The 18,699-nt window shown below is 55.1% G+C and carries 11 protein-coding genes and 1 pseudogene; 5 read left to right on the top strand and 7 right to left on the bottom strand.

Annotated elements, in window-relative coordinates; genetic code table 11:
- Positions 1 to 23 precede the first annotated feature (23 nt).
- A complete protein-coding gene (gene mexE / locus HMPREF1487_RS19240) occupies positions 24 to 1,256 on the bottom strand; it encodes a multidrug efflux RND transporter periplasmic adaptor subunit MexE (protein WP_010798380.1) in 1,233 nt (410 codons plus the stop codon).
- A 169-nt stretch (positions 1,257 to 1,425) separates the two neighbouring features.
- Entirely contained in the window at positions 1,426 to 2,340 is a 915-nt protein-coding gene (locus HMPREF1487_RS19235) for a LysR family transcriptional regulator (RefSeq protein ID WP_010798379.1), read from the bottom strand.
- 179 nt (positions 2,341 to 2,519) lie between these two features.
- On the opposite strand from HMPREF1487_RS19235, the gene HMPREF1487_RS19230 reads away from it, so the two are divergent.
- From HMPREF1487_RS19230 to HMPREF1487_RS19210, 5 genes are all read left to right on the top strand, one after another.
- Positions 2,520 to 3,536, top strand: a complete 1,017-nt coding sequence (locus tag HMPREF1487_RS19230) for a zinc-dependent alcohol dehydrogenase family protein (protein WP_010798378.1) — start codon at positions 2,520 to 2,522, stop codon at positions 3,534 to 3,536.
- A 278-nt stretch (positions 3,537 to 3,814) separates the two neighbouring features.
- Positions 3,815 to 5,818, top strand: a complete 2,004-nt coding sequence (locus HMPREF1487_RS19225) for an alpha-1,4-glucan--maltose-1-phosphate maltosyltransferase (RefSeq protein WP_010798377.1) — start codon at positions 3,815 to 3,817, stop codon at positions 5,816 to 5,818.
- An 18-nt stretch (positions 5,819 to 5,836) separates the two neighbouring features.
- Positions 5,837 to 9,169, top strand: coding sequence for a maltose alpha-D-glucosyltransferase (gene treS, locus HMPREF1487_RS19220; RefSeq protein WP_010798376.1), 3,333 nt, complete (start codon positions 5,837 to 5,839; stop codon positions 9,167 to 9,169).
- On the top strand, positions 9,166 to 11,397 hold the full coding sequence (gene glgB, locus HMPREF1487_RS19215; RefSeq protein ID WP_010798375.1) for a 1,4-alpha-glucan branching protein GlgB: 2,232 nt from the start codon (positions 9,166 to 9,168) through the stop codon (positions 11,395 to 11,397). The genes treS and glgB overlap by 4 nt, the downstream gene beginning before the upstream one ends.
- 199 nt (positions 11,398 to 11,596) lie before the next feature.
- Positions 11,597 to 12,322, top strand: coding sequence for a polysaccharide lyase family 7 protein (locus HMPREF1487_RS19210; RefSeq protein ID WP_010798374.1), 726 nt, complete (start codon positions 11,597 to 11,599; stop codon positions 12,320 to 12,322).
- A 15-nt stretch (positions 12,323 to 12,337) separates the two neighbouring features.
- Here HMPREF1487_RS19210 and HMPREF1487_RS19205 read toward each other — a convergent pair whose 3' ends face one another.
- From HMPREF1487_RS19205 to HMPREF1487_RS19185, 5 genes and pseudogenes are all read right to left on the bottom strand, one after another.
- Positions 12,338 to 13,345 carry a lysylphosphatidylglycerol synthase transmembrane domain-containing protein gene (locus tag HMPREF1487_RS19205; protein WP_019365608.1) on the bottom strand — a complete coding sequence of 336 codons (1,008 nt, stop codon included), beginning with the start codon at positions 13,343 to 13,345 and terminating at the stop codon, positions 12,338 to 12,340.
- A gap of 32 nt (positions 13,346 to 13,377) precedes the next feature.
- Positions 13,378 to 14,622 (bottom strand): cardiolipin synthase ClsB, encoded by a 1,245-nt coding sequence (gene clsB / locus HMPREF1487_RS19200; RefSeq protein WP_010798372.1) that lies wholly within the window; start codon positions 14,620 to 14,622, stop codon positions 13,378 to 13,380.
- Positions 14,619 to 15,380 carry an endonuclease/exonuclease/phosphatase family protein gene (locus HMPREF1487_RS19195; RefSeq protein WP_010798371.1) on the bottom strand — a complete coding sequence of 254 codons (762 nt, stop codon included), beginning with the start codon at positions 15,378 to 15,380 and terminating at the stop codon, positions 14,619 to 14,621. The genes clsB and HMPREF1487_RS19195 overlap by 4 nt, the downstream gene beginning before the upstream one ends.
- Positions 15,377 to 17,575, bottom strand: a complete 2,199-nt coding sequence (gene glgX / locus HMPREF1487_RS19190; RefSeq protein WP_010798370.1) for a glycogen debranching protein GlgX — start codon at positions 17,573 to 17,575, stop codon at positions 15,377 to 15,379. The genes HMPREF1487_RS19195 and glgX overlap by 4 nt, the downstream gene beginning before the upstream one ends.
- A gap of 372 nt (positions 17,576 to 17,947) precedes the next feature.
- Positions 17,948 to 18,076, bottom strand: a pseudogene (locus HMPREF1487_RS19185) (general stress protein); the annotation flags it as partial.
- Positions 18,077 to 18,699 lie beyond the last annotated feature (623 nt).

The following is an 18,699-nucleotide window of genomic DNA, read 5'->3' as shown; positions in this document are numbered from 1 at the left end:
CTTGGCGGCAGGGTTAGACGGTGTTAACGACGCGTATCGTTGGCAGTAAGCTGAATCGGCTTGTCCGGCAGAGGCAGGCTTTTCGCTACCAGCTCGCGCTGATGCTTGAGTGCAGCCAGGGTGGCCTCGTCAGCCATGGGTACGATCTGAGCGTCTGCCTGGGAGCCCGGACGGATGCGTTGCAGGCCATTGATGATGACCTTGTCATTGCTGGCCAGACCTGTACGGACAATCCGCAGCCCTTCGATTTTCGGACCCAGTTCAACCGAGCGGTAATCCACGGTGCCGTCGTCTTTGACTACCAGCACGTATTTTTTGCCCAGATCAGTACCTACAGCCTCATCCTTGATGAGCATCGCGTTATAGGTACCGCTGCCAACCAGCTTCAGCCTTGCATAGAGCCCAGGAGTAAACTGGCCATCAGTGTTTTCGAATACGGCCCGTCCACGAATGGTGCCTGTACGGGGATCAACCTGGTTATCAAGAAAGTTCATCTTGCCTAGGTGAGGGTGGCCGGTTTCGCTGGAAAGTCCCATAAAGACCGGACTGGTTTCGCCCCGCACACCTTGGCGTTTCAAGTTGGAATACTTGAGGAAAACACGTTCATCAGCATCGAAATAGGCATACACCTTGTCGGTGGCTACCAGCGTGGTGAGTTGGCTTTCCCCAGCATTTACCAGGTTACCCGCGGTCACCTCGGCCCGGCCAACGCGACCTGTAATGGGGGCGGTAACTTGAGTAAAGCTCAGGTTCAGACGGGCTGCGTCCAGTTCGGCTTGCGTAGCGGCAAGCGTCGCCTTGGCTTCCAATGCTTCGCTGGTGCGGGCATCCGCTACTTCGGCAGAGATCGCATTGCTTGAGCGCAAGCGCTCGCCACGTTGTGCTTCATTCTGAGCCCGATCCAGATGAGCCTTGGCCTGTTGCAGCTGCGCTTCCAGACGCTTCACTTCGGCCTGGAAGGGGCGGGGGTCGATCTGGAAAAGCAGGTCGCCTTTCTTAACTAAGGTGCCTTCCTGAAAGACAACCCGATCGATATAGCCCGAAACGCGCGGACGAATGATGACAGACTCGGGCGCTTCGAGGCGGCCGGTAACCTCATCCCATTCCGTGATCGGTTGTTGAATGACCTGAGCGGCGCTGACCTTGGGCTTTGCTGGTGCTGTGGCCGACGCATCAGGCTTGTTGTCGCAGGCACTGAGCAATAGAACGCTGGCTAATGCCAGAGAAGATCGCCAGAGAGTGGAAGACTGTTCCATGTTCGTTTCCGCCGGACAAAGTGAGGAAAATTTAAGTACGGCGGAGTCTGGCTCAAGGGTCTGGCACGATCGAATCGAACACTCTGAATTTAACTATCGATCAAAATGATAAAAGCCTTCAAATATATCGATAGCAGACTATCTTTAGTTATGTAATACCAGCCCATTATTATAAACTGTCTGGATCTCCCACAAACATTTGTATACGAGAGCGTAACCAGCGTTCGGCAGGGTCGTTATCGTGCACACCGCTCCAGGCCATGGAGAGTTCAAAGGATTGCACCTCCAGAGGTGGATCTTCGATGCGCAAGCCGCCGTTGGAAGCCAGTACCTGGGCGGTGTAGTCCGGGACGGTGGCGAGCAGATCCGTATTGGTCAGTAGTGTTCCCAGGCCGTTGAACTGGGGGACTGCCAGCACGACGCGCCTCTGCTTGCCCAGCGTCGACAGCGCATCATCGATAAACCCACTCAGGTCGCCGGCAGGCGATACCAGCGCATGAGGGCGAGCACAAAAGTCGTCCAAGGTCAGCGTGCCGGGAATGGAATCGGCCCGAAGCACTTTTGAGCGCGAGCGCCGCAAGGTCTTGCGTTTGGCATTGGCGGGCAGTTCCGAGGTGTAGGCAACGCCTACTGTGATCTCGCCGGAGGCCAGTTGGCTGGAAATGTTCAGGTAGTTGGTTCGGCGTATGACCAAGGCTACTCCGGGTGCCTCTGCGCGAAGGCGCCTGAGCAGGGGCGGCAGCAGGGCGAACTCGACGTCGTCCGACAGTCCTATTCTGAATACGCGATCGGCGCTTGCCGGTTCGAAATTCTGTGCGCGGCTCATGGCCGAGGAGATTGAGTCCAGGGCCGGTGAAAGCAGGCCGAAGATCTCCATGGCACGGGGCGTAGGTTCCATCGTGCGGCCGGTGCGGACCAGCAATGGATCGTCAAACAGGCTGCGCAGACGGGCAAGGGCGGCGCTGATGGCAGGCTGGCCCAGGAAGAGCTTTTCAGCAGCGCGGGTTACGCTCCGCTCCCGCATCAATGTCTCGAACACAATCAACAGGTTGAGGTCTACTCGGCGAAGATCGTTGCGATTCATGGTATGCCCTTAACCGTGGCCATGCATTTGTTCGAGCGCATGAGACTGTAGTGAGTCGAGGGCGGCGTCAAGCCTTGCATCACTGGCATTCATGACAACTATCGATACGGGCGGGTAGCGTTGAGGCGCCAGCTTGGATACAGTCCGTAGCCATACGGAATCCACCAAAGAGGTTTGCGATGTCCCGTGTGATTCGCTTTCACCAGTTCGGCAGTGCTGATGTCCTGTGCTGCGAAAACCAACCCACTCCTGAGCCTGGTGCAGGGGAAGTACTGGTGCGTGTACAGGCGCTGGGCGTATGTTGGGGCGACGTGCTCTGGCGGCAGAACCTAGCCGATGAGCCTGCCACATTGCCGGCTGGGTTTGGTTCTGAGCTGGCGGGTGAGGTTGTGTCCGTGGGCGAGGGCGTCCGCCATTTCCAACCAGGCATGCGAGTGGCCAGCTTTCCTGCCCACTCGATCAACCAGTATCCGGCCAGTGGTGACATGGTGCTGATGCCCCAGCAGGCATTGACCGAATACCCTGATACGCTGACGCCGGCTGAAGCGGCAGTTCATTATGCCGGTCTGCTGCTGGCCTATTTTGCCCTGGTAGACCTAGCTCAGCTCAAGGCCGGACAGCAGGTACTGGTTACCGAAGCCAGCAACTGCGTAGGCCCGGCGGTGGTTCAGCTAGCGACCGCCTTGGGTGCACAGGTGATCGCGGCTACCAGCGAGTCGGAAAACCGTGCACTGCTCAAAGGGCTGGGTGCTGTGAAGGTCGTATCGACCGATGAGCAGGACCTGGTGCTGGAAGTAGAGCGTTTTACCGAGAGTCGCGGCGTTGAGGTTGTACTGGATGCGCTATGTGGTCCGCAGCTGTCCCGCCTGGGTGATATTGCCGCGACACGGGGCAAGCTGATCATTTACGGCATGGGTGGTGGTAACGAGGCGTCCTTTCCGGCCTGCGCTGCGTTCAAGAAACACCTGCAGATTTTCCGGCATAGCGTCCTGGATTTTACAGGTCATCCAGAGCTTGGCCTGGAGCCCCATGCCGAGGCGGTACAACGGGCGCTGACCGTAATCAATCAGATGACCCGGGATGGTCTGCTCAAGCCCATCGTTGCGCATACGCTGCCGTTTGACCAGTTCGTGGAAGCCCATCGGCTTGTAGAAAACGAATGCCTCAAGGGGCGGGTCGTCTTGACCGTTGAGTAAGTAGACGGGCAGTGCGCCTGCAATGCGTTGCCCGACACGCCTGATTTCTTCCCCCCGCCTGTGCTGCAGCCGAGTCAACCGTTCGGCTGCTTGCAACTTATCTCCATCAATAGCCTGAACTTTTCCCTTAGGCGTCGGCTCAGTATTTCATACCTATTGGGCTCAGCGCGGTAGAGGTTATGACCCTCCGCCGCACCCGCCACAAGGCATCGAAGGATGTTCCGATCGCCGGAAGCTGGGTATGAGCCAGCCAACAGCACTTTAAGGAGTCAGGCTCGATGTCGAATACCGATCTCCCCGGTTCACTCGCGTATCTACCTTATGACCCGGAAACGGCGTCGCAAACACCGAGAATTGCCATCGAGTCGGTCAGCCCGACAGTGGATAACGGACAATTCGCTGCCAAGGGCATCGCCGGCCAGCCCATTACCGTAAAGGCCACCATTTTCGCAGACGGGCACGACAAGCTGGCCGCCTGCGTACTGTGGCGCGTGGAGGGTGCTGAAGACTGGCAGCGAGTACCGCTGGAGCTTCAAACCAATGACCTCTGGCTGTGCGAGTTCACGCCGGTACAGGTGGCTCGACATGAATTTGTCGTTCAAGCGTGGTGGGATGTGTACGGCAGTTACCGCTACGAGCTTGAAAAGAAATATGGCGCTGGTGTGCCGATCGGACTTGAGTTACAGGAAGGACGCATCCATCTGGAGCAGGCCCTGACTCGTGCGGATGACGAGGTGCGGCCCGGTCTGGAATCCTTGCTGGCACGGTTTGATCAGTGCGCTACCGAAGGTGACAAGGTGGCTTTGTTGCTTAGCTCGGAAACTGAGCGCAACATGCGCGACGCCGATGCCTATCCGCATCTGACGCACAGCGTCGAGTACCCGTTGGACATTGAGCGCCTCAAGGCACAATTCGCCAGCTGGTATGAGCTCTTTCCCCGCTCGATTACTAATGACCCACAGCGTCATGGCACCTTTCGCGATGTAATCGGTGAGCTGCCTCGTGTACGTGACATGGGCTTCGATGTCCTGTACTTCCCACCGATCCATCCGATCGGGCTTGCCCACCGCAAGGGCAAGAACAATACGCTGGGTGCCGGCCCTGACCAGCCTGGCAGCCCTTATGCCATTGGTAGTCCCGATGGCGGTCACGACGCCGTACATCCGCAACTCGGAACGCTTGAAGATTTCCGTGAGCTGGTTGCCGCAGCGGCTGACCATGGTCTTGAAATCGCACTCGACTTTGCCATCCAGTGCTCACCTGATCATCCCTGGCTCAAGGAGCATCCGGGCTGGTTCTCCTGGCGTCCTGATGGCTCCATGCGCTACGCGGAAAACCCGCCCAAAAAGTACCAAGACATCGTCAACGTCGATTTTTATGCCAAGGATTCCGTCCCGGACCTCTGGCTCGCGCTGCGTGATGTGGTCTGGCATTGGGTGGAGCAGGGCGTCAAGATTTTCCGGGTCGATAACCCCCATACCAAGCCATTGCCGTTCTGGGAGTGGCTGATTGCGGATATCCGTGGCCGTGACCCAGAAGTCATGTTCCTGGCCGAGGCCTTTACTAAGCCAGCGATGATGGCACGTTTGGGCAAAGTCGGATATTCGCAGAGCTATACCTATTTTACCTGGCGCAATACAAAGGCTGAGCTGACGGAATATTTCACACAGCTCAATAGTTCGCCCTGGCGTGAATGCTATCGCCCCAACTTCTTCGTCAACACGCCGGACATCAATCCGGTTTTCCTACAGACCAGCGGGCGTCCAGGGTTTTTGATTCGCGCAGCGCTGGCCACCATGGGGTCGGGCCTGTGGGGCATGTATTCAGGTTTTGAGTTGTGTGAAGGCACGCCGCTAACGCCCGGCAAGGAAGAGTATCTGGATTCCGAGAAGTATGAGTTGCGCCCCCGCAACTGGTATGCGCCGGGCAACATCATGGCGGAAGTTGCACAGCTCAACCGGATCCGCAAGCAGAACCCGGCTCTCCAGACACATCTGGGGATCAAGTTCTACAACGTGTTCAATGACAACATCATCCTGTTCGGCAAGTACACGCCCGATCTCAGCAATTTCGTACTCGTGGCAATCAATCTTGATCCCCATAACGCCCAGGAAGGCCACTTTGAACTCCCCTTGTGGGAATTCGGACTCGACGATAATGCATCCATGCATGGCGAAGACCTCATGACCGGCCACCGCTGGACATGGCACGGGAAAACACAATGGACGCGTCTCGATCCTTCCATGCCATTTGGCATATGGCGTATCCGCCCGGCCATCTAGGCCAAAGGAAGACTATAAATGGCGAAACCAAAAAAAACGCGCTCGCGCAAACCGGCGGCCTTTATCAATGACCCGTTGTGGTACAAGGATGCGGTCATCTATCAGGTTCACGTGAAGTCGTTTTACGATTCCAACAACGACGGAATCGGTGACTTCCCTGGCCTGATCGATAAGCTCGACTACATTGCTGGCCTGGGCGTTAACACCATTTGGATACTGCCGTTCTACCCGTCGCCGCGCCGCGATGACGGGTACGATATCTCCGAATACCGTGGAGTGCATCCGGATTACGGCACCATGGCGGATGCTAGGCGCTTTATTGCCGAGGCGCACAAAAGGGGATTGCGGGTCATCACTGAGCTGGTAATCAACCATACCTCTAGCGATCACCCTTGGTTTCAGCGTGCACGCAAGGCGAAGAAAGGGTCTTCGGCGCGCAACTTCTATGTCTGGTCAGATGATGACAAGAAGTACGACGGTACGCGGATCATCTTTTTGGATACCGAAAAGTCCAATTGGACGTGGGATCCCGTCGCTGAGCAGTATTACTGGCACCGATTCTACTCGCACCAGCCTGACTTGAACTTCGATAACCCTCAGGTCATGAAAGCGGTGATCTCGATCATGCGCTACTGGCTGGACATGGGCGTCGATGGCCTGCGTCTGGATGCCATTCCCTATCTGGTGGAGCGTGACGGCACCAATAACGAAAACCTGCCCGAAACCCATGCGGTACTCAAACAGATTCGTGCCGAGATCGATGCGAATTACCCGGACCGGATGTTACTGGCGGAAGCCAATCAGTGGCCGGAAGATACGCAGCAGTACTTTGGCGAAGGTGACGAGTGCCACATGGCGTTCCACTTTCCGCTGATGCCTCGCATGTATATGGCTATCGCCCAGGAAGACCGCTTTCCTATCAGCGATATCCTGCGTCAGACCCCTGAAATTCCAGCGAACTGTCAATGGTCGATCTTTTTGCGCAACCATGACGAACTGACGCTTGAAATGGTGACTGACCGGGAACGGGATTATCTGTGGAATTTTTACGCCTCAGACCGGCGTGCGCGCATCAATCTGGGGATTCGCCGTCGCCTGGCACCGCTGCTCGAGCGGGATCGTCGGCGGATCGAACTGCTCAATAGCCTGCTTCTCTCCATGCCAGGTACGCCTACGATGTACTACGGCGATGAAATCGGCATGGGCGACAATATCCACCTAGGCGACCGAGACGGCGTACGTACGCCGATGCAATGGTCGGTCGACCGCAATGGTGGCTTCTCCCGCGCCGACCCGGCCAGCCTCGTGCTACCGGTGGTAATGGACCCGCTATATGGCTATCAGTCGATCAACGTAGAGTCACAGGCGCGCGATCCTCATTCGCTGCTGAACTGGACGCGCCGCATGCTGGCCGTGCGCAAGCAACAGAAAGCCTTTGGTCGCGGCACCATGAAGATGCTCCGGCCAACCAACCGCCGTATTCTGGCGTATTTGCGTGACTACACCACGCCCGAAGGCGAGCACGAGACCATTCTCTGTGTTGCCAACGTGTCGCGTGCTGCCCAGGCCGTCGAACTGGATTTGTCATCCATGGCAGGCAAGGTGCCCGTGGAAATGCTGGGAGGCAGTGCCTTTCCGCCCATTGGCCAACTGCCTTACATGCTGACACTTCAGCCGTACGGATTTTATTGGTTCTACCTCGCAGGCAATGAACAGATGCCTGCGTGGCACTCCGAGCCTCCAGAAACCATGCCTGACTTCCAAACGCTCGTCATCAAAAAGAATCTGCAAGAGTTGCTCAGCGGTACGCCGCGCAAGGCTCTTGAACAGGAAATCCTGCCGCTGTACCTGCCCAAGCGCCGCTGGTTCGGCAGCAAGGACGAGGCGATCCAGCAGGTCACCCTCATGTACGCTGTGGAAATTCCAACGCCGAAATTCCCCGTGCTGTTCATGGAAGTCTGTGTGAAAAATGCCAAGGGGCAGGAGCATTATGCCTTGCCGTTGGGCTTCCTGGCCGAGAGTGACCAGCATTGCAGTCCGTTGGCTACCCAGTTGGCGATGTCCCGCATTCGCCATGTTCGCAACGTAGGTCTGGTTACCGATGCCTTTACGCTGACCAGCTTTGTGCATGGGGTGTTCAAGGCCTTCAAGGATCAGGCCGTACTGAAATCGCCTGCAGGTGAGATCCGCTTCCAGCCGTACATGGATGTCGAGAACTTCACTACAACCGATGAAACTGAAATTCGGCACATGGGTGTAGAGCAGTCCAACAGTTCGCTCATTGTAGGCGACAAGTACATGCTCAAGCTGATCCGGAAGGTAGCTACAGGTATTCACCCTGAAGTCGAAATGGGTCGGTTCCTGACGGACAAAGGCTTTGCCAACATGGCGCCCTTACTGGGTGAGGTGACACGCTACAACGAAGAGGGCACACCCAATGTGCTCATGTTGGTGCAGCCTCAGATCCATAACCAGGGGGATGCCTGGAAGTGGACGCTGGACAAGCTGGACCAGGTAACCCGTGACATGTTGGAGGCAGGTCTGTCAGAGGTGGAGAACGAGTTCACTGCCATGTCCGATCTGGAAAACTTTGCCGCCATTCTGGGACAGCGCCTGGGTGAAATGCATACCTTGCTTGCCCAGGACACCGATGACGCTGCGTTTGCACCCGAGAAGATCGATGCAGACTCCGCGCGTACGTTTGCTCACCGTGTACGAGAGCAGGTTGACGCTGCGCTGGATACGCTTGAGAACAAACGCGCCTCCCTGGATAGCGCCAGCACCCAGCACCTCGACAAGTTGGTGTCTCAGCGCAAGGAACTTGGCGAGCGTATCGAAGCCCTTGCCGAAGACGTAGCCGGTGGCTTGCGCATCCGTGTTCACGGAGATTTGCACCTTGGGCAAGTCCTGGTGTCTCAGGACGATGCCTACCTGATCGACTTTGAAGGTGAGCCTGCCCGTTCGCTGGATGAGCGTCGTGCCAAGTATGGTCCGCACAAGGACGTGGCAGGTCTGCTGCGATCCTTTGACTATGCGGCGGCCATGATCACCATGAGCAGTAACAGTGGTGCCGATACGTCGGAAGAGGCAATGCGTCAACGGCGACAGGCAGCAGAGACCTATCGCACAACGGCTTACGCGGCCTTCCTCAAGGCTTATCGTGAGGCTGCTGCCGGTATCGCCCATGAATGGAGCGAGCGTGGTGAGCAGGCAGCGCTGGATCTCTATACGCTAGAGAAAGCCGTTTATGAAATTGGTTATGAAGCGGCCAATCGGCCTAACTGGATCAACATTCCGCTGCGCGGCGTAGCCGCCATTGTGGATTCGCTCATTTCGGGAGCAAAAGGATGACTCAAGCCGTAGCACCCCAGAACCACCAACCAGACTACGCCCAGCTATCTGCTCCAGAGGCGGACGCGCTGGCTCGCGGAGAACATGGCAACCCGTTTGCCATCTTGGGGCCTCACCCGGATGGTACCGGGTTTCTGGTTCGTGCCTTTTTACCCAATGCGCTGGGTGTCGAGCTGGTCGAGCGTGAGAGCGGTCGCCACTTGGCCCATATGGAAGCCGGGCAGATTCCCGGGCTGTTTTATGCCCGCCTGGACTATCAGGCAACGTATTTCTTCAGGATCCGCTGGCCCAGTGGCGTACAGGAGACAGAAGACCCTTACAGCTTTGGTACACTGTTGGGCGATGTCGATATCTACCTGATCAATGAGGGTAAGCATCGTCAGCTGGGCCAATGCCTGGGTGCTCAAGCGATGACCATCGATGGTGTTCAGGGTGTACGCTTTGCTGTGTGGGCACCCAATGCACGTCGGGTTTCAGTAGTGGGTAACTTCAATACCTGGGACGGTCGCCGTCACCCAATGCGCCTACGGCACGGTGCAGGGGTGTGGGAATTGTTTATCCCCCGCGTCAAGCCGGGTGATTCATACAAGTACGAAATCCTTGGTCAGCATGGGTTATTGCCCCTAAAAGCTGACCCAGTCGCCTTGGCAACGGAGCTACCGCCGTGCACCGCCTCGGTAGTGGCTGATCCGGCTCCGTTCGAGTGGCATGATGATGATTGGATGGCGCAGCGCAAGGAGCGCCAGTCTGTTCATGCGCCGTTCTCGGTGTACGAGCTGCACTCTACCTCATGGCGTCGTGACGGTGGCGACGATGGTCGCATCTTGAATTGGCGGGAGCTGGCTGAACAGCTGATTCCCTATATTCAGGAGATGGGCTTTACCCATATCGAGCTATTGCCTGTGATGGAGCATCCGTTCAGTGGATCATGGGGCTATCAGCCACTGTCGCAGTTCGCTCCAACCTCTCGTCATGGCACGCCGGCTGATTTCGCAGCCTTCGTAGATGCCTGCCATCAGGCGCACGTCGGTGTGATTCTCGACTGGGTGCCCGCGCATTTCCCGACGGATCCCCATGGACTGGCGCGTTTCGACGGTACAGCACTCTATGAGTACGAGCATCCTTTCGAAGGTTTCCATCAGGATTGGAACACTTACATCTATAACCTTGGGCGCAATGAAGTACACGGATTCATGCTGTCGTCTGCGCTGCATTGGCTCAAGCATTTCCATATAGACGGCCTGCGTGTGGATGCGGTCGCATCCATGCTGTACCGCGATTATTCCCGCAAGCAGGGCGAGTGGATTCCCAATAAATATGGCGGCCGCGAGAACCTCGAGACAATCGATTTTCTCCGCCATTTGAACGATGTGGTGCATGAAGAAGCGCCCGGTGCGTTGATGATTGCAGAGGAGTCAACCGCATGGCCTGGTGTCAGCAAGCCTACCTCCGAGGGCGGTCTTGGGTTCTCCTACAAGTGGAACATGGGCTGGATGCATGACACGCTTCATTACATCGAGCGTGATCCGATCTACCGCCGTTACGACCATCACAACATGACCTTCGGTATGGTATACGCCTATTCCGAGCGTTTTGTTCTTCCTATTTCCCATGATGAAGTCGTGCATGGCAAAGGGTCTTTGCTGAACAAGATGCCCGGTGACAATTGGCAGAAGTTTGCCAACCTGCGTGCGTACCTGTCCTTCATGTGGACGCATCCGGGCAAGAAGCTGCTGTTCATGGGGTCCGAGATCGGTCAATGGCGTGAATGGAGCCACGACCGCGAACTGGACTGGTTCCTGCTGCAGCATCAGAACCACCAGGGTGTACAAAAGCTGGTAGCGGATCTGAACCGGTTATACCGGGCAGAGCCCATGCTGCACGAGCATGACTGCGAACCGGAAGGCTTCCAGTGGCTGGTAGGTGATGATTCTGCCAACAGCGTATTTGCCTGGTTGCGTTTCGACTCACAGAAGCGGCCCCTGCTGGTTGTTGGAAACTTCACACCGGTACCGCGTTATGACTACCGTATAGGCGTGCCTGAAGGGGGACAGTGGTTAGAACTCTTCAATAGCGACAGCGATATTTACGGCGGTAGTGGTGTTGGCAATGGTGGTGCCGTTACGGCAGATGAAACCTCTAGCCATGGCCAGCCAGCCTCTTTGGATCTGAAGTTGCCGCCATTGGGTGTCGTTATCCTGAGACCTGGCACTCGACCCGAGCATTGATCGGAAGACAAAAAAGAAAACGGCGCTTAACGCGCCGTTTTTCTTGCGTTTTCCCGCAGGTAAATGAAGCTGATCTGTTATTGCCGCCGAGGTTGCCAGGCTGCTGTTTGCATCATTCATGTTTTATTGACACGCTATGGGTTCTACTAATGCAGTAGCACCGGATCAGGGTCTTTATAGGTAATCAGGGAGGACTCACATGGTAGATCTGGCAGAGTGGAATCTGACAATTCCCGAGCCATCCAGTCCTGTCGTTATTGAGACCAACGTACTCAATCGCAACTACCGCAGTGATTACTTTTATCGTACTCCCGATGGTAGCGTGACCCTCTGGGCTCCCGTAACAGGACGTTATACGCCGGAACTCAACTATCCCAGTACTGAGCTTCGGGAAACGCGCCCGGATGGCAGTGAATACAATTGGAAATACGAAGACTCCGTCAGCCTGATGCAGGCTGACCTGCGCGTTAATCAAGTGCCTTCCAGTGGCAAGATGATTATCGGACAGATCCGTACGGTGGGAGATAGTCAGGGTACACCGGACTCAGCATTGATCAGCCTGCGTTATCGTCTGGACCCTACCATGGAGGGGAAAACGCCTGTCACTGGACAGGTTGAGGCCTTGATTCGTACCAAGCCGGACACCCTCAAGATTCCGCCACAAATTCTGCTACGCAATATTCCATTGGACGGTCCGTTCAGTTATGAGTTGCGCTTGAGTCGGACCGGTGTGCTGAGCGTAAGGCTTTTTACACATGGGCGCGGAAACGGGGAGCTGTCTGTACAGTTGGATCAGCGCTGGGCAAGTTACCACCTTTACTTTAAGGCGGGCGCTTATGTGGAGGACAAGGAGGGACCTTCTACCGAAGGGGGTAAGGTGACCTTCAACCGATTGGTCACCATGCATCAACCCAACAACCGATAAGGATTCGGCAGCCGGTCAGGCTGCCGGACCTTTGGCCTGCGCCTGTTCGTCCTGTTTTTCCATCTTGGCCTCGTTTCGTGCCCGGATTTTCTTGGCGCGACTTTCCATGAAGAAATACACAACGATGGCAATCAGCAGCGGAGCGATGAAATAAATGGCTCGGTAGGCAAGTAACGCCGCAATAATGTAGGAATGATCCAGTTCATGCCCCATGAAGGCCACGAAAACTGCTTCCAGCACTCCGATTCCGGCTGGAATATGCGTGATGACACCAGCAAAACTACTGATGAGCAGGACGCCCAGCACAAACACATAATCCATCTTCTGTCCGAGCAGCACATAGATAATGGCACCCATTGCCATCCAGTTGATGGAGGAGACGACCAGTTGAATACAGGCCATGCGCAGGGAAGGCAGATTAAGGTCCTGCCCTTTAATGGTCCATGAGCGACGTTTGGAAAACTGGCAAAACAGCAGATAGACAGCAATAAAGGTGACGAGGCCAATGCCTATCATCCGTAGCGTCATATTGCCGATGTACCAGTGCGGCGGAATCTTCACCAGCCCTGCTGTAAAGATAATCCCTGCCAGTAGGATGTAGCCCAGCCAGTTAGTCGCCAGGCTTAGGCTGAAGATACGGGTAATGGTGCCGCTTTCCAGACCCAGGCGAGAATAGAGTCTGTACCGCAAGCCAATGCCGCCTACCCATGTACTGAGCGTAAGAGTAAAGGCATAACAGATAAACGACACGATCATCACCTGCCGTTTGCCCAGCTTGTGCCTGCAGTAGGCTCGCCCAATCAGGTCATAAAAGCCATACATGATATAACTGACCACAACCAGGCCCACGGCCATGAGGATAGCGGTCCAGCCATACTGGCGAATGGAATGCCAGACCTGCACCCAGTTCACCTGCCGGGCATACATCACGAGCAGAACAGTAACGGCAATGAAAAAAGCGTAGGTCAGAAGCCTCTTGGCGATCGGCCACACTTTACCTTTGGGAGAAGGTTTCGACTTCACGGAGGCATCCTGAGAGTGCCTTAGAGTGGCGGTCATGTATGAGTCCTCGCACGTTCCGGATCTGCTATATCGGATCGTTCAAGATGCGATTGAGCGGGCGGTTCGACCAACGCTATTTTAGGGGTGTGTGCCGGTAACCAGCCTACCCAGGCAGGGAAGTGCCGAAGGAAGTGAAACACCAGCATGGTTTTGGCCAAGTGCCAGATGGTCTTGCGCGGCACCTTGGTCATGTCCACATGCTGACAATGCTGCACCATGAGTTGTTCGAGCCGACCACGCAAGACCTGATTAAAGGCTCGGTCATGGAAGATGAGATTGGATTCGAGGTTAAGAGAAAGACTTAAAGGGTCCAGGTTGCTGGAGCCCACCGTAGCCCAGTAATCGTCCATCAGCGCCACCTTGCCATGCAGAGGGCGGCGGCAATATTCGTAGACTTCGACGCCCTCAGGTACAAGGTAGTTGTAAAGCATCCGTGCACCGACCTTCACGATCGGCATATCCGGTTCGCCCTGGACGATCAGTCTGACCTTCACGCCACGCCGGGCCGCGTCTCGTAGTTCACGCAACAGGCGGTAACCGGGAAAGAAATAGGCATTAGCAATGATGATTTCACGCTTGGCGCTTCGCATCATCTCGATATAGTGCTGCTCGATATCCGTACGATGCTCTTCGTTGTCTCGATAAACGAACAGCGCCTGTGCATCACCGGGGAAGTCGTTGCGAGCAGGCTCATTGCGTCGTCGACCCCACCAGCGACGAGGCTCTTCGCTGTTGCCCAGTGCCTCAAGGCTAAAGCGATGAATATCGGCTACGATAGGACCTTCGACTTCTACTGCGTAGTCCTGCTTGGCCGTAGGACCAAAATCACCCAGATGATCAGCAGAAAAATTGATACCGCCAACAAAAGCGATCTCAGCATCAATGACAACGATCTTGCGATGAAGACGGCGGAAGAGGTTGGTCCTACGCCCCATGAAGAGAGGGCGCGGATCGTAAAAGCGGAAGCGAACACCGGCAAGCACGAGTTTATCAAGGAAGTCCTTGGTCAATTCCGCCGAACCGTAGCCATCCACCGTGACCTCAACGCGTACGCCACGCCGGGCTGCTTCTATCAATACACGGTGTAGCTCATTGCCTACCTTGTCTTCAAACAGAATGAAGGTTTCCAGCAGGATTTCCCGCTTGGCCTGGGAGATGGCTTCAAATACCCGGGGAAAGTATTCTTCACCATTCTCCAGGAGCTCAATTCGATTGCCGTCTCGCCATTGCGGGTTCATACACACAACTCCACAGCCAGCGGGGCATGATCGGACAGGTGAGACCAAGGGCGGTTGGATAAGACTTCAGGGGTACGCACCGTGAGGTTGCGTGTGTAGATCCGGTCCAATCGCAACATAGGCATACGCGCTGGGAATGTCTTGGCGTGTTGCCCGTTGGCGTTTAGAAATGCTTCCTCAAGCCCTGCGCCCGCCTTGAGCACATCGCTGGCGCGTTGGCGCCAATCGTTGAAGTCACCTGCAACGACCAATGGTGCATCTTCCGGCAGATTTTCAATGAGCTTGCACATCAGTTTCAGCTGTTGCAGACGGTGGTTCTCTCTGAGCCCCAAATGACAACAGATCGCGTGGATATCAAAGTCATGATCCGGAACGCGCAGCACACAATGCAGCAAGCCGCGCTTTTCCGGGCCGGTAATGGACACATCAAGGTTCTGGTACGTCACGATCGGAAACTTGGACAGTACGGCGTTGCCATGGTGGCCATCCGGGTAAACCGCATTTCGCCCGTAGGCGAAATCGGTCCACATGGAATCAGCCAGAAACTCATACTGCGGCGCCGCTGGCCAGTTCTCGAAGCGCAACGGGTGCTTCTCGTGTGTACCCAACACTTCTTGCAGAAACACGAGATCAGCCGATGTCGTGCGCACTGCGTCACGCAGCTCCGGCAAGATGAACTTGCGGTTGAAGGACGTAAAGCCCTTATGCGTGTTGATAGTGAGGATCTTGAACGAGAAACCCTTTGTTGCGTTCGTCATGCTTGACGCTTCCTCCGTTTGGTTTGCTTGGTCAATTCGAACAACAGAAATGACCGTCCTGTTACTTGATAGACATCGCCAAACGCAAAGGTGTCGCCGGTTTCCAACAAATCAGGTTGATTAGTATCAACCTGCAAAACCCAGTGCTCACCTTGAGGCACTTGGGGCAGTGTGAAGTCCACCATGTCGTAATGAGCATTTACGATCATCAGAAGCGACGTATCAGAGCCGGCACGGCGAATCCCCGTAGGTTGCGCACGACCGTCAAGCAGGATGCCCATGCAGCGATTGCTGCCGTCCTGCCACTGTTCCATGCCCATTTCTTCACCGCTGGGCATTAACCAGGTGACGTCCTTGATATCCAGCGCTTCGTTGTATACGCCAGTAAAGAAGCGGCTACGGCGTAGTAACGGATACTTCATGCGAAGCTCGATGAGTCGGCGCGTGAAGTCCTGAAGCTCAGCACTGCGCTCCTTGATATCCCAGTTTATCCAGCCGATTTCGCTGTCCTGGCAATAGGCGTTGTTATTGCCGCCTTGCGTCCGCGCGAACTCATCACCCGCCAACAGCATCGGTGTGCCTTGGGAGAAGAACAGGGTTGCCAGGAAGTTACGCATCTGGCGGTAGCGCAGGTCGATGATTTCCGGATCGTCCGTTTCACCTTCTACGCCACAGTTCCAGGACAGGTTATTTGAATGGCCGTCGTTATTGCCCTCGCCATTTGCTTCGTTGTGCTTGTCGTTGTAGGACACTACATCGTTGAGGGTAAAGCCGTCGTGAGCAGTGACAAAGTTGACTGACGACGCCGGCTTGCGGCCACGCTGGTTGAATTGATCACCCGAGCCGAGAACAATCTTGGCAAAGTCGCCAAGTTTGTCGTCATCGCCTTTCCAGAAGGACCGTGCCGTATCGCGGAATTTATCGTTCCACTCCATCCAGCCGGGTGGGAAATTACCCACCTGATAGCCGCCTGGACCGCAGTCCCAAGGTTCGGCAACAAGCTTGAGCTGATTGAGTACCGGATCCTGACGGCAGGCATCGAGGAAACCGCCGCCTTCGTCGAAACCATGGGGTTCGCGGCCCAGAATGGTAGCAAGGTCAAAGCGGAAGCCATCCACACGCATCTCGGTTGCCCAATAGCGCAAGGAGTCAGTCACCATCTGCAATACGCAAGGGTGACTCATGTTGAGTGTGTTACCCGTACCGGTATCGTTGATGTAATACCGGGGATTATCCGGCATCAGACGATAGTAACTGGCGTTATCGATCCCCTTGAGCGAGAGGGTCGGGCCCATCTCATTGCCTTCGGCGGTATGGTTGTAGACCACGTCGAGAATGACTTCAAGGCCGGCCTTGTGCATCCGCGCGACCATGATCTTGAACTCGCCGATGGATTGGCTGGCCATGTAGCGGGCATGAGGGGCAAAAAAGGCCAGGGTGTTATAACCCCAGAAATTACGCAGCCCTTTCTCAAGCAGATGGTTGTCATCCAGGAAGTAGTGGATGGGCATCAGCTCGACGGACGTCACACCTAGCGAACGGATGTAATCTACAACATCGCTTTCGTGGAACGCGGAGAATGTGCCGCGGGTGTTTTCCGGCACTGAAGGATGCTGCATAGTGAAACCACGGACATGGGTCTCGTAAAAGACAGTACGGTCCCACGGTACCTTGGGCTTCTCTGTAGTGCCCCAGGTAAAGGCCGGATCGATCACGCGGCAGCGAGGCATATAAGGTGCACTGTCGCGTTCATCGAACGAGAGATCACCGTCAGGATGGCCAATGGTGTAACCAAACAACGCATCGTTCCACTCAAGCTCGCCTACGATCTGCTTGGCATAAGGATCGATCAGTAGCTTGTTGTGGTTGAAGCGATGGCCTGCCTCTGGTTCATAGGGGCCGTGTACGCGATAACCGTACAACGTCCCCGGACGTGCGTCAGGCAAGTAGCCGTGCCAGATCTCATTGGTGTACTCGGGCAGCTCGATGCGCTCGATCTCTTCAAGAGTATCCTGGTCAAACAGGCAAAGCTCAACCTTGGTAGCATGAGCCGAAAACAGGGCAAAGTTGACGCCGGAGCCGTCCCAGGTGGCTCCCAGGGGATAGGGCAGTCCTTCGCGAATGCGGGATGTCGTGCGGTTGACGAAAGCGTTTTGGGTCTTCTCAGAACTATCGCTAGGCTTGTTAGCGCTCATAGTAATCGACTCAGGTCTATGTCTTAGAGCTCAACCAGGTGCTGCCTGTATTGAGGTAACGGTACCGGCTCTATCTGGAGCGAGGCACTTTCAACCATCCGGTAATGTGATGTTTCCGGACCTTCTTGTACGTCATAGGTATAGAGGCTCCCGAATGCTGGCAGTTCCGAAAGGACGTGTGTCATGCCGGTTAGAGCGAAGCAGCGCAAGTTTCAATAAATAAATAGTTATTTTTATAAGATTTCGTGTATAAGATTTGTAGAGTTATAAATTTCAGATTGAATTAAAAAGGCGGAAAAGAATATTCATTCTTTTCCGCCTTTTTAATGGTGATCCGTACAACTTAGTAACGAGTCGGAAGATCAACACCTTTTATTTGGAACCGCCCTTGCGGCCGGCTTCAGCTGCACGCTCACGGTCATTGGCAAAGTTGCCTCCGCTATTACGGCCACCTTTACGTCCGGCCTCGGCCGCTCTTTCACGATCATTGGCAAAATTACCAGGATTGTTGTTCTTGGCAGTCATGAATTTACCCTCACGTTGGTTTCTGGAAATAGCAGTTATTACCGCTATTAACTGCTAACCCTTCACTGTATGGGATAGCCTCATGAGGCTACGGTTCACCCGCTAGAGCCCACGGCTGACGAGCGGTCCAGGCCTTTTTTGGATGCTCATCGCTTGCTTGAATGGTAGGTTGAGAACATTACCTGCAAATAGATGGCGCATGGTAAGATCCATTCATTTGAGTCTTAACTGATTAATTAAAATCCGCCGTGTGTGGATTGGCATTTAGTTGGCAGCAATTAGGCTCGGAAGTTAACCAGCCGTCTAGATCGCGTGGTTCAAACTCAATGCAACTAGGCATTTTGGCAGGATTGTCACTTACGATCGGGTCAGGTTGAGGAACTTCAGGACGGTGTGCCATGGCATCAATTCTCATAGGATTAAAATTACACCCGAACACCTTGAATCGAGTGCTGGAATTGATACGCAGAGGTAAGGCTAGTTCCAGCCTTTTATCGGCTGTTGATAGTATCCGGATAAAAGGTATATGGCCTTTTGATATATAAGCAGAGCCACATATCAAAGAGAAAAAGTGTTTACCCCTTCTGCTAGTAGCAGAA

Source organism: Pseudomonas sp. HPB0071 (assembly GCF_000478505.2).
GTDB classification, from domain to species: Bacteria; Pseudomonadota; Gammaproteobacteria; order Pseudomonadales; family Pseudomonadaceae; genus Chryseomonas; species Chryseomonas luteola.
The sequence above is the reverse complement of the archived record's forward strand: the minus strand, read 5'-3'. Positions and strand labels throughout refer to the sequence as shown.

Bases quoted from the DNA above. Each gene is read 5' to 3' on its own strand.
- mexE (WP_010798380.1), bottom strand. From the start codon at position 1,256: ATGGAACAGTCTTCCACTCTCTGGCGATCTTCTCTGGCATTAGCCAGC.
- HMPREF1487_RS19235 (WP_010798379.1), bottom strand. From the start codon at position 2,340: ATGAATCGCAACGATCTTCGCCGAGTAGACCTCAACCTGTTGATTGTG.
- HMPREF1487_RS19230 (WP_010798378.1), top strand. From the start codon at position 2,520: ATGTCCCGTGTGATTCGCTTTCACCAGTTCGGCAGTGCTGATGTCCTG.
- HMPREF1487_RS19225 (WP_010798377.1), top strand. From the start codon at position 3,815: ATGTCGAATACCGATCTCCCCGGTTCACTCGCGTATCTACCTTATGAC.
- treS (WP_010798376.1), top strand. From the start codon at position 5,837: ATGGCGAAACCAAAAAAAACGCGCTCGCGCAAACCGGCGGCCTTTATC.
- glgB (WP_010798375.1), top strand. From the start codon at position 9,166: ATGACTCAAGCCGTAGCACCCCAGAACCACCAACCAGACTACGCCCAG.
- HMPREF1487_RS19210 (WP_010798374.1), top strand. From the start codon at position 11,597: ATGGTAGATCTGGCAGAGTGGAATCTGACAATTCCCGAGCCATCCAGT.
- clsB (WP_010798372.1), bottom strand. From the start codon at position 14,622: ATGAACCCGCAATGGCGAGACGGCAATCGAATTGAGCTCCTGGAGAAT.
- HMPREF1487_RS19195 (WP_010798371.1), bottom strand. From the start codon at position 15,380: ATGACGAACGCAACAAAGGGTTTCTCGTTCAAGATCCTCACTATCAAC.
- glgX (WP_010798370.1), bottom strand. From the start codon at position 17,575: ATGAGCGCTAACAAGCCTAGCGATAGTTCTGAGAAGACCCAAAACGCT.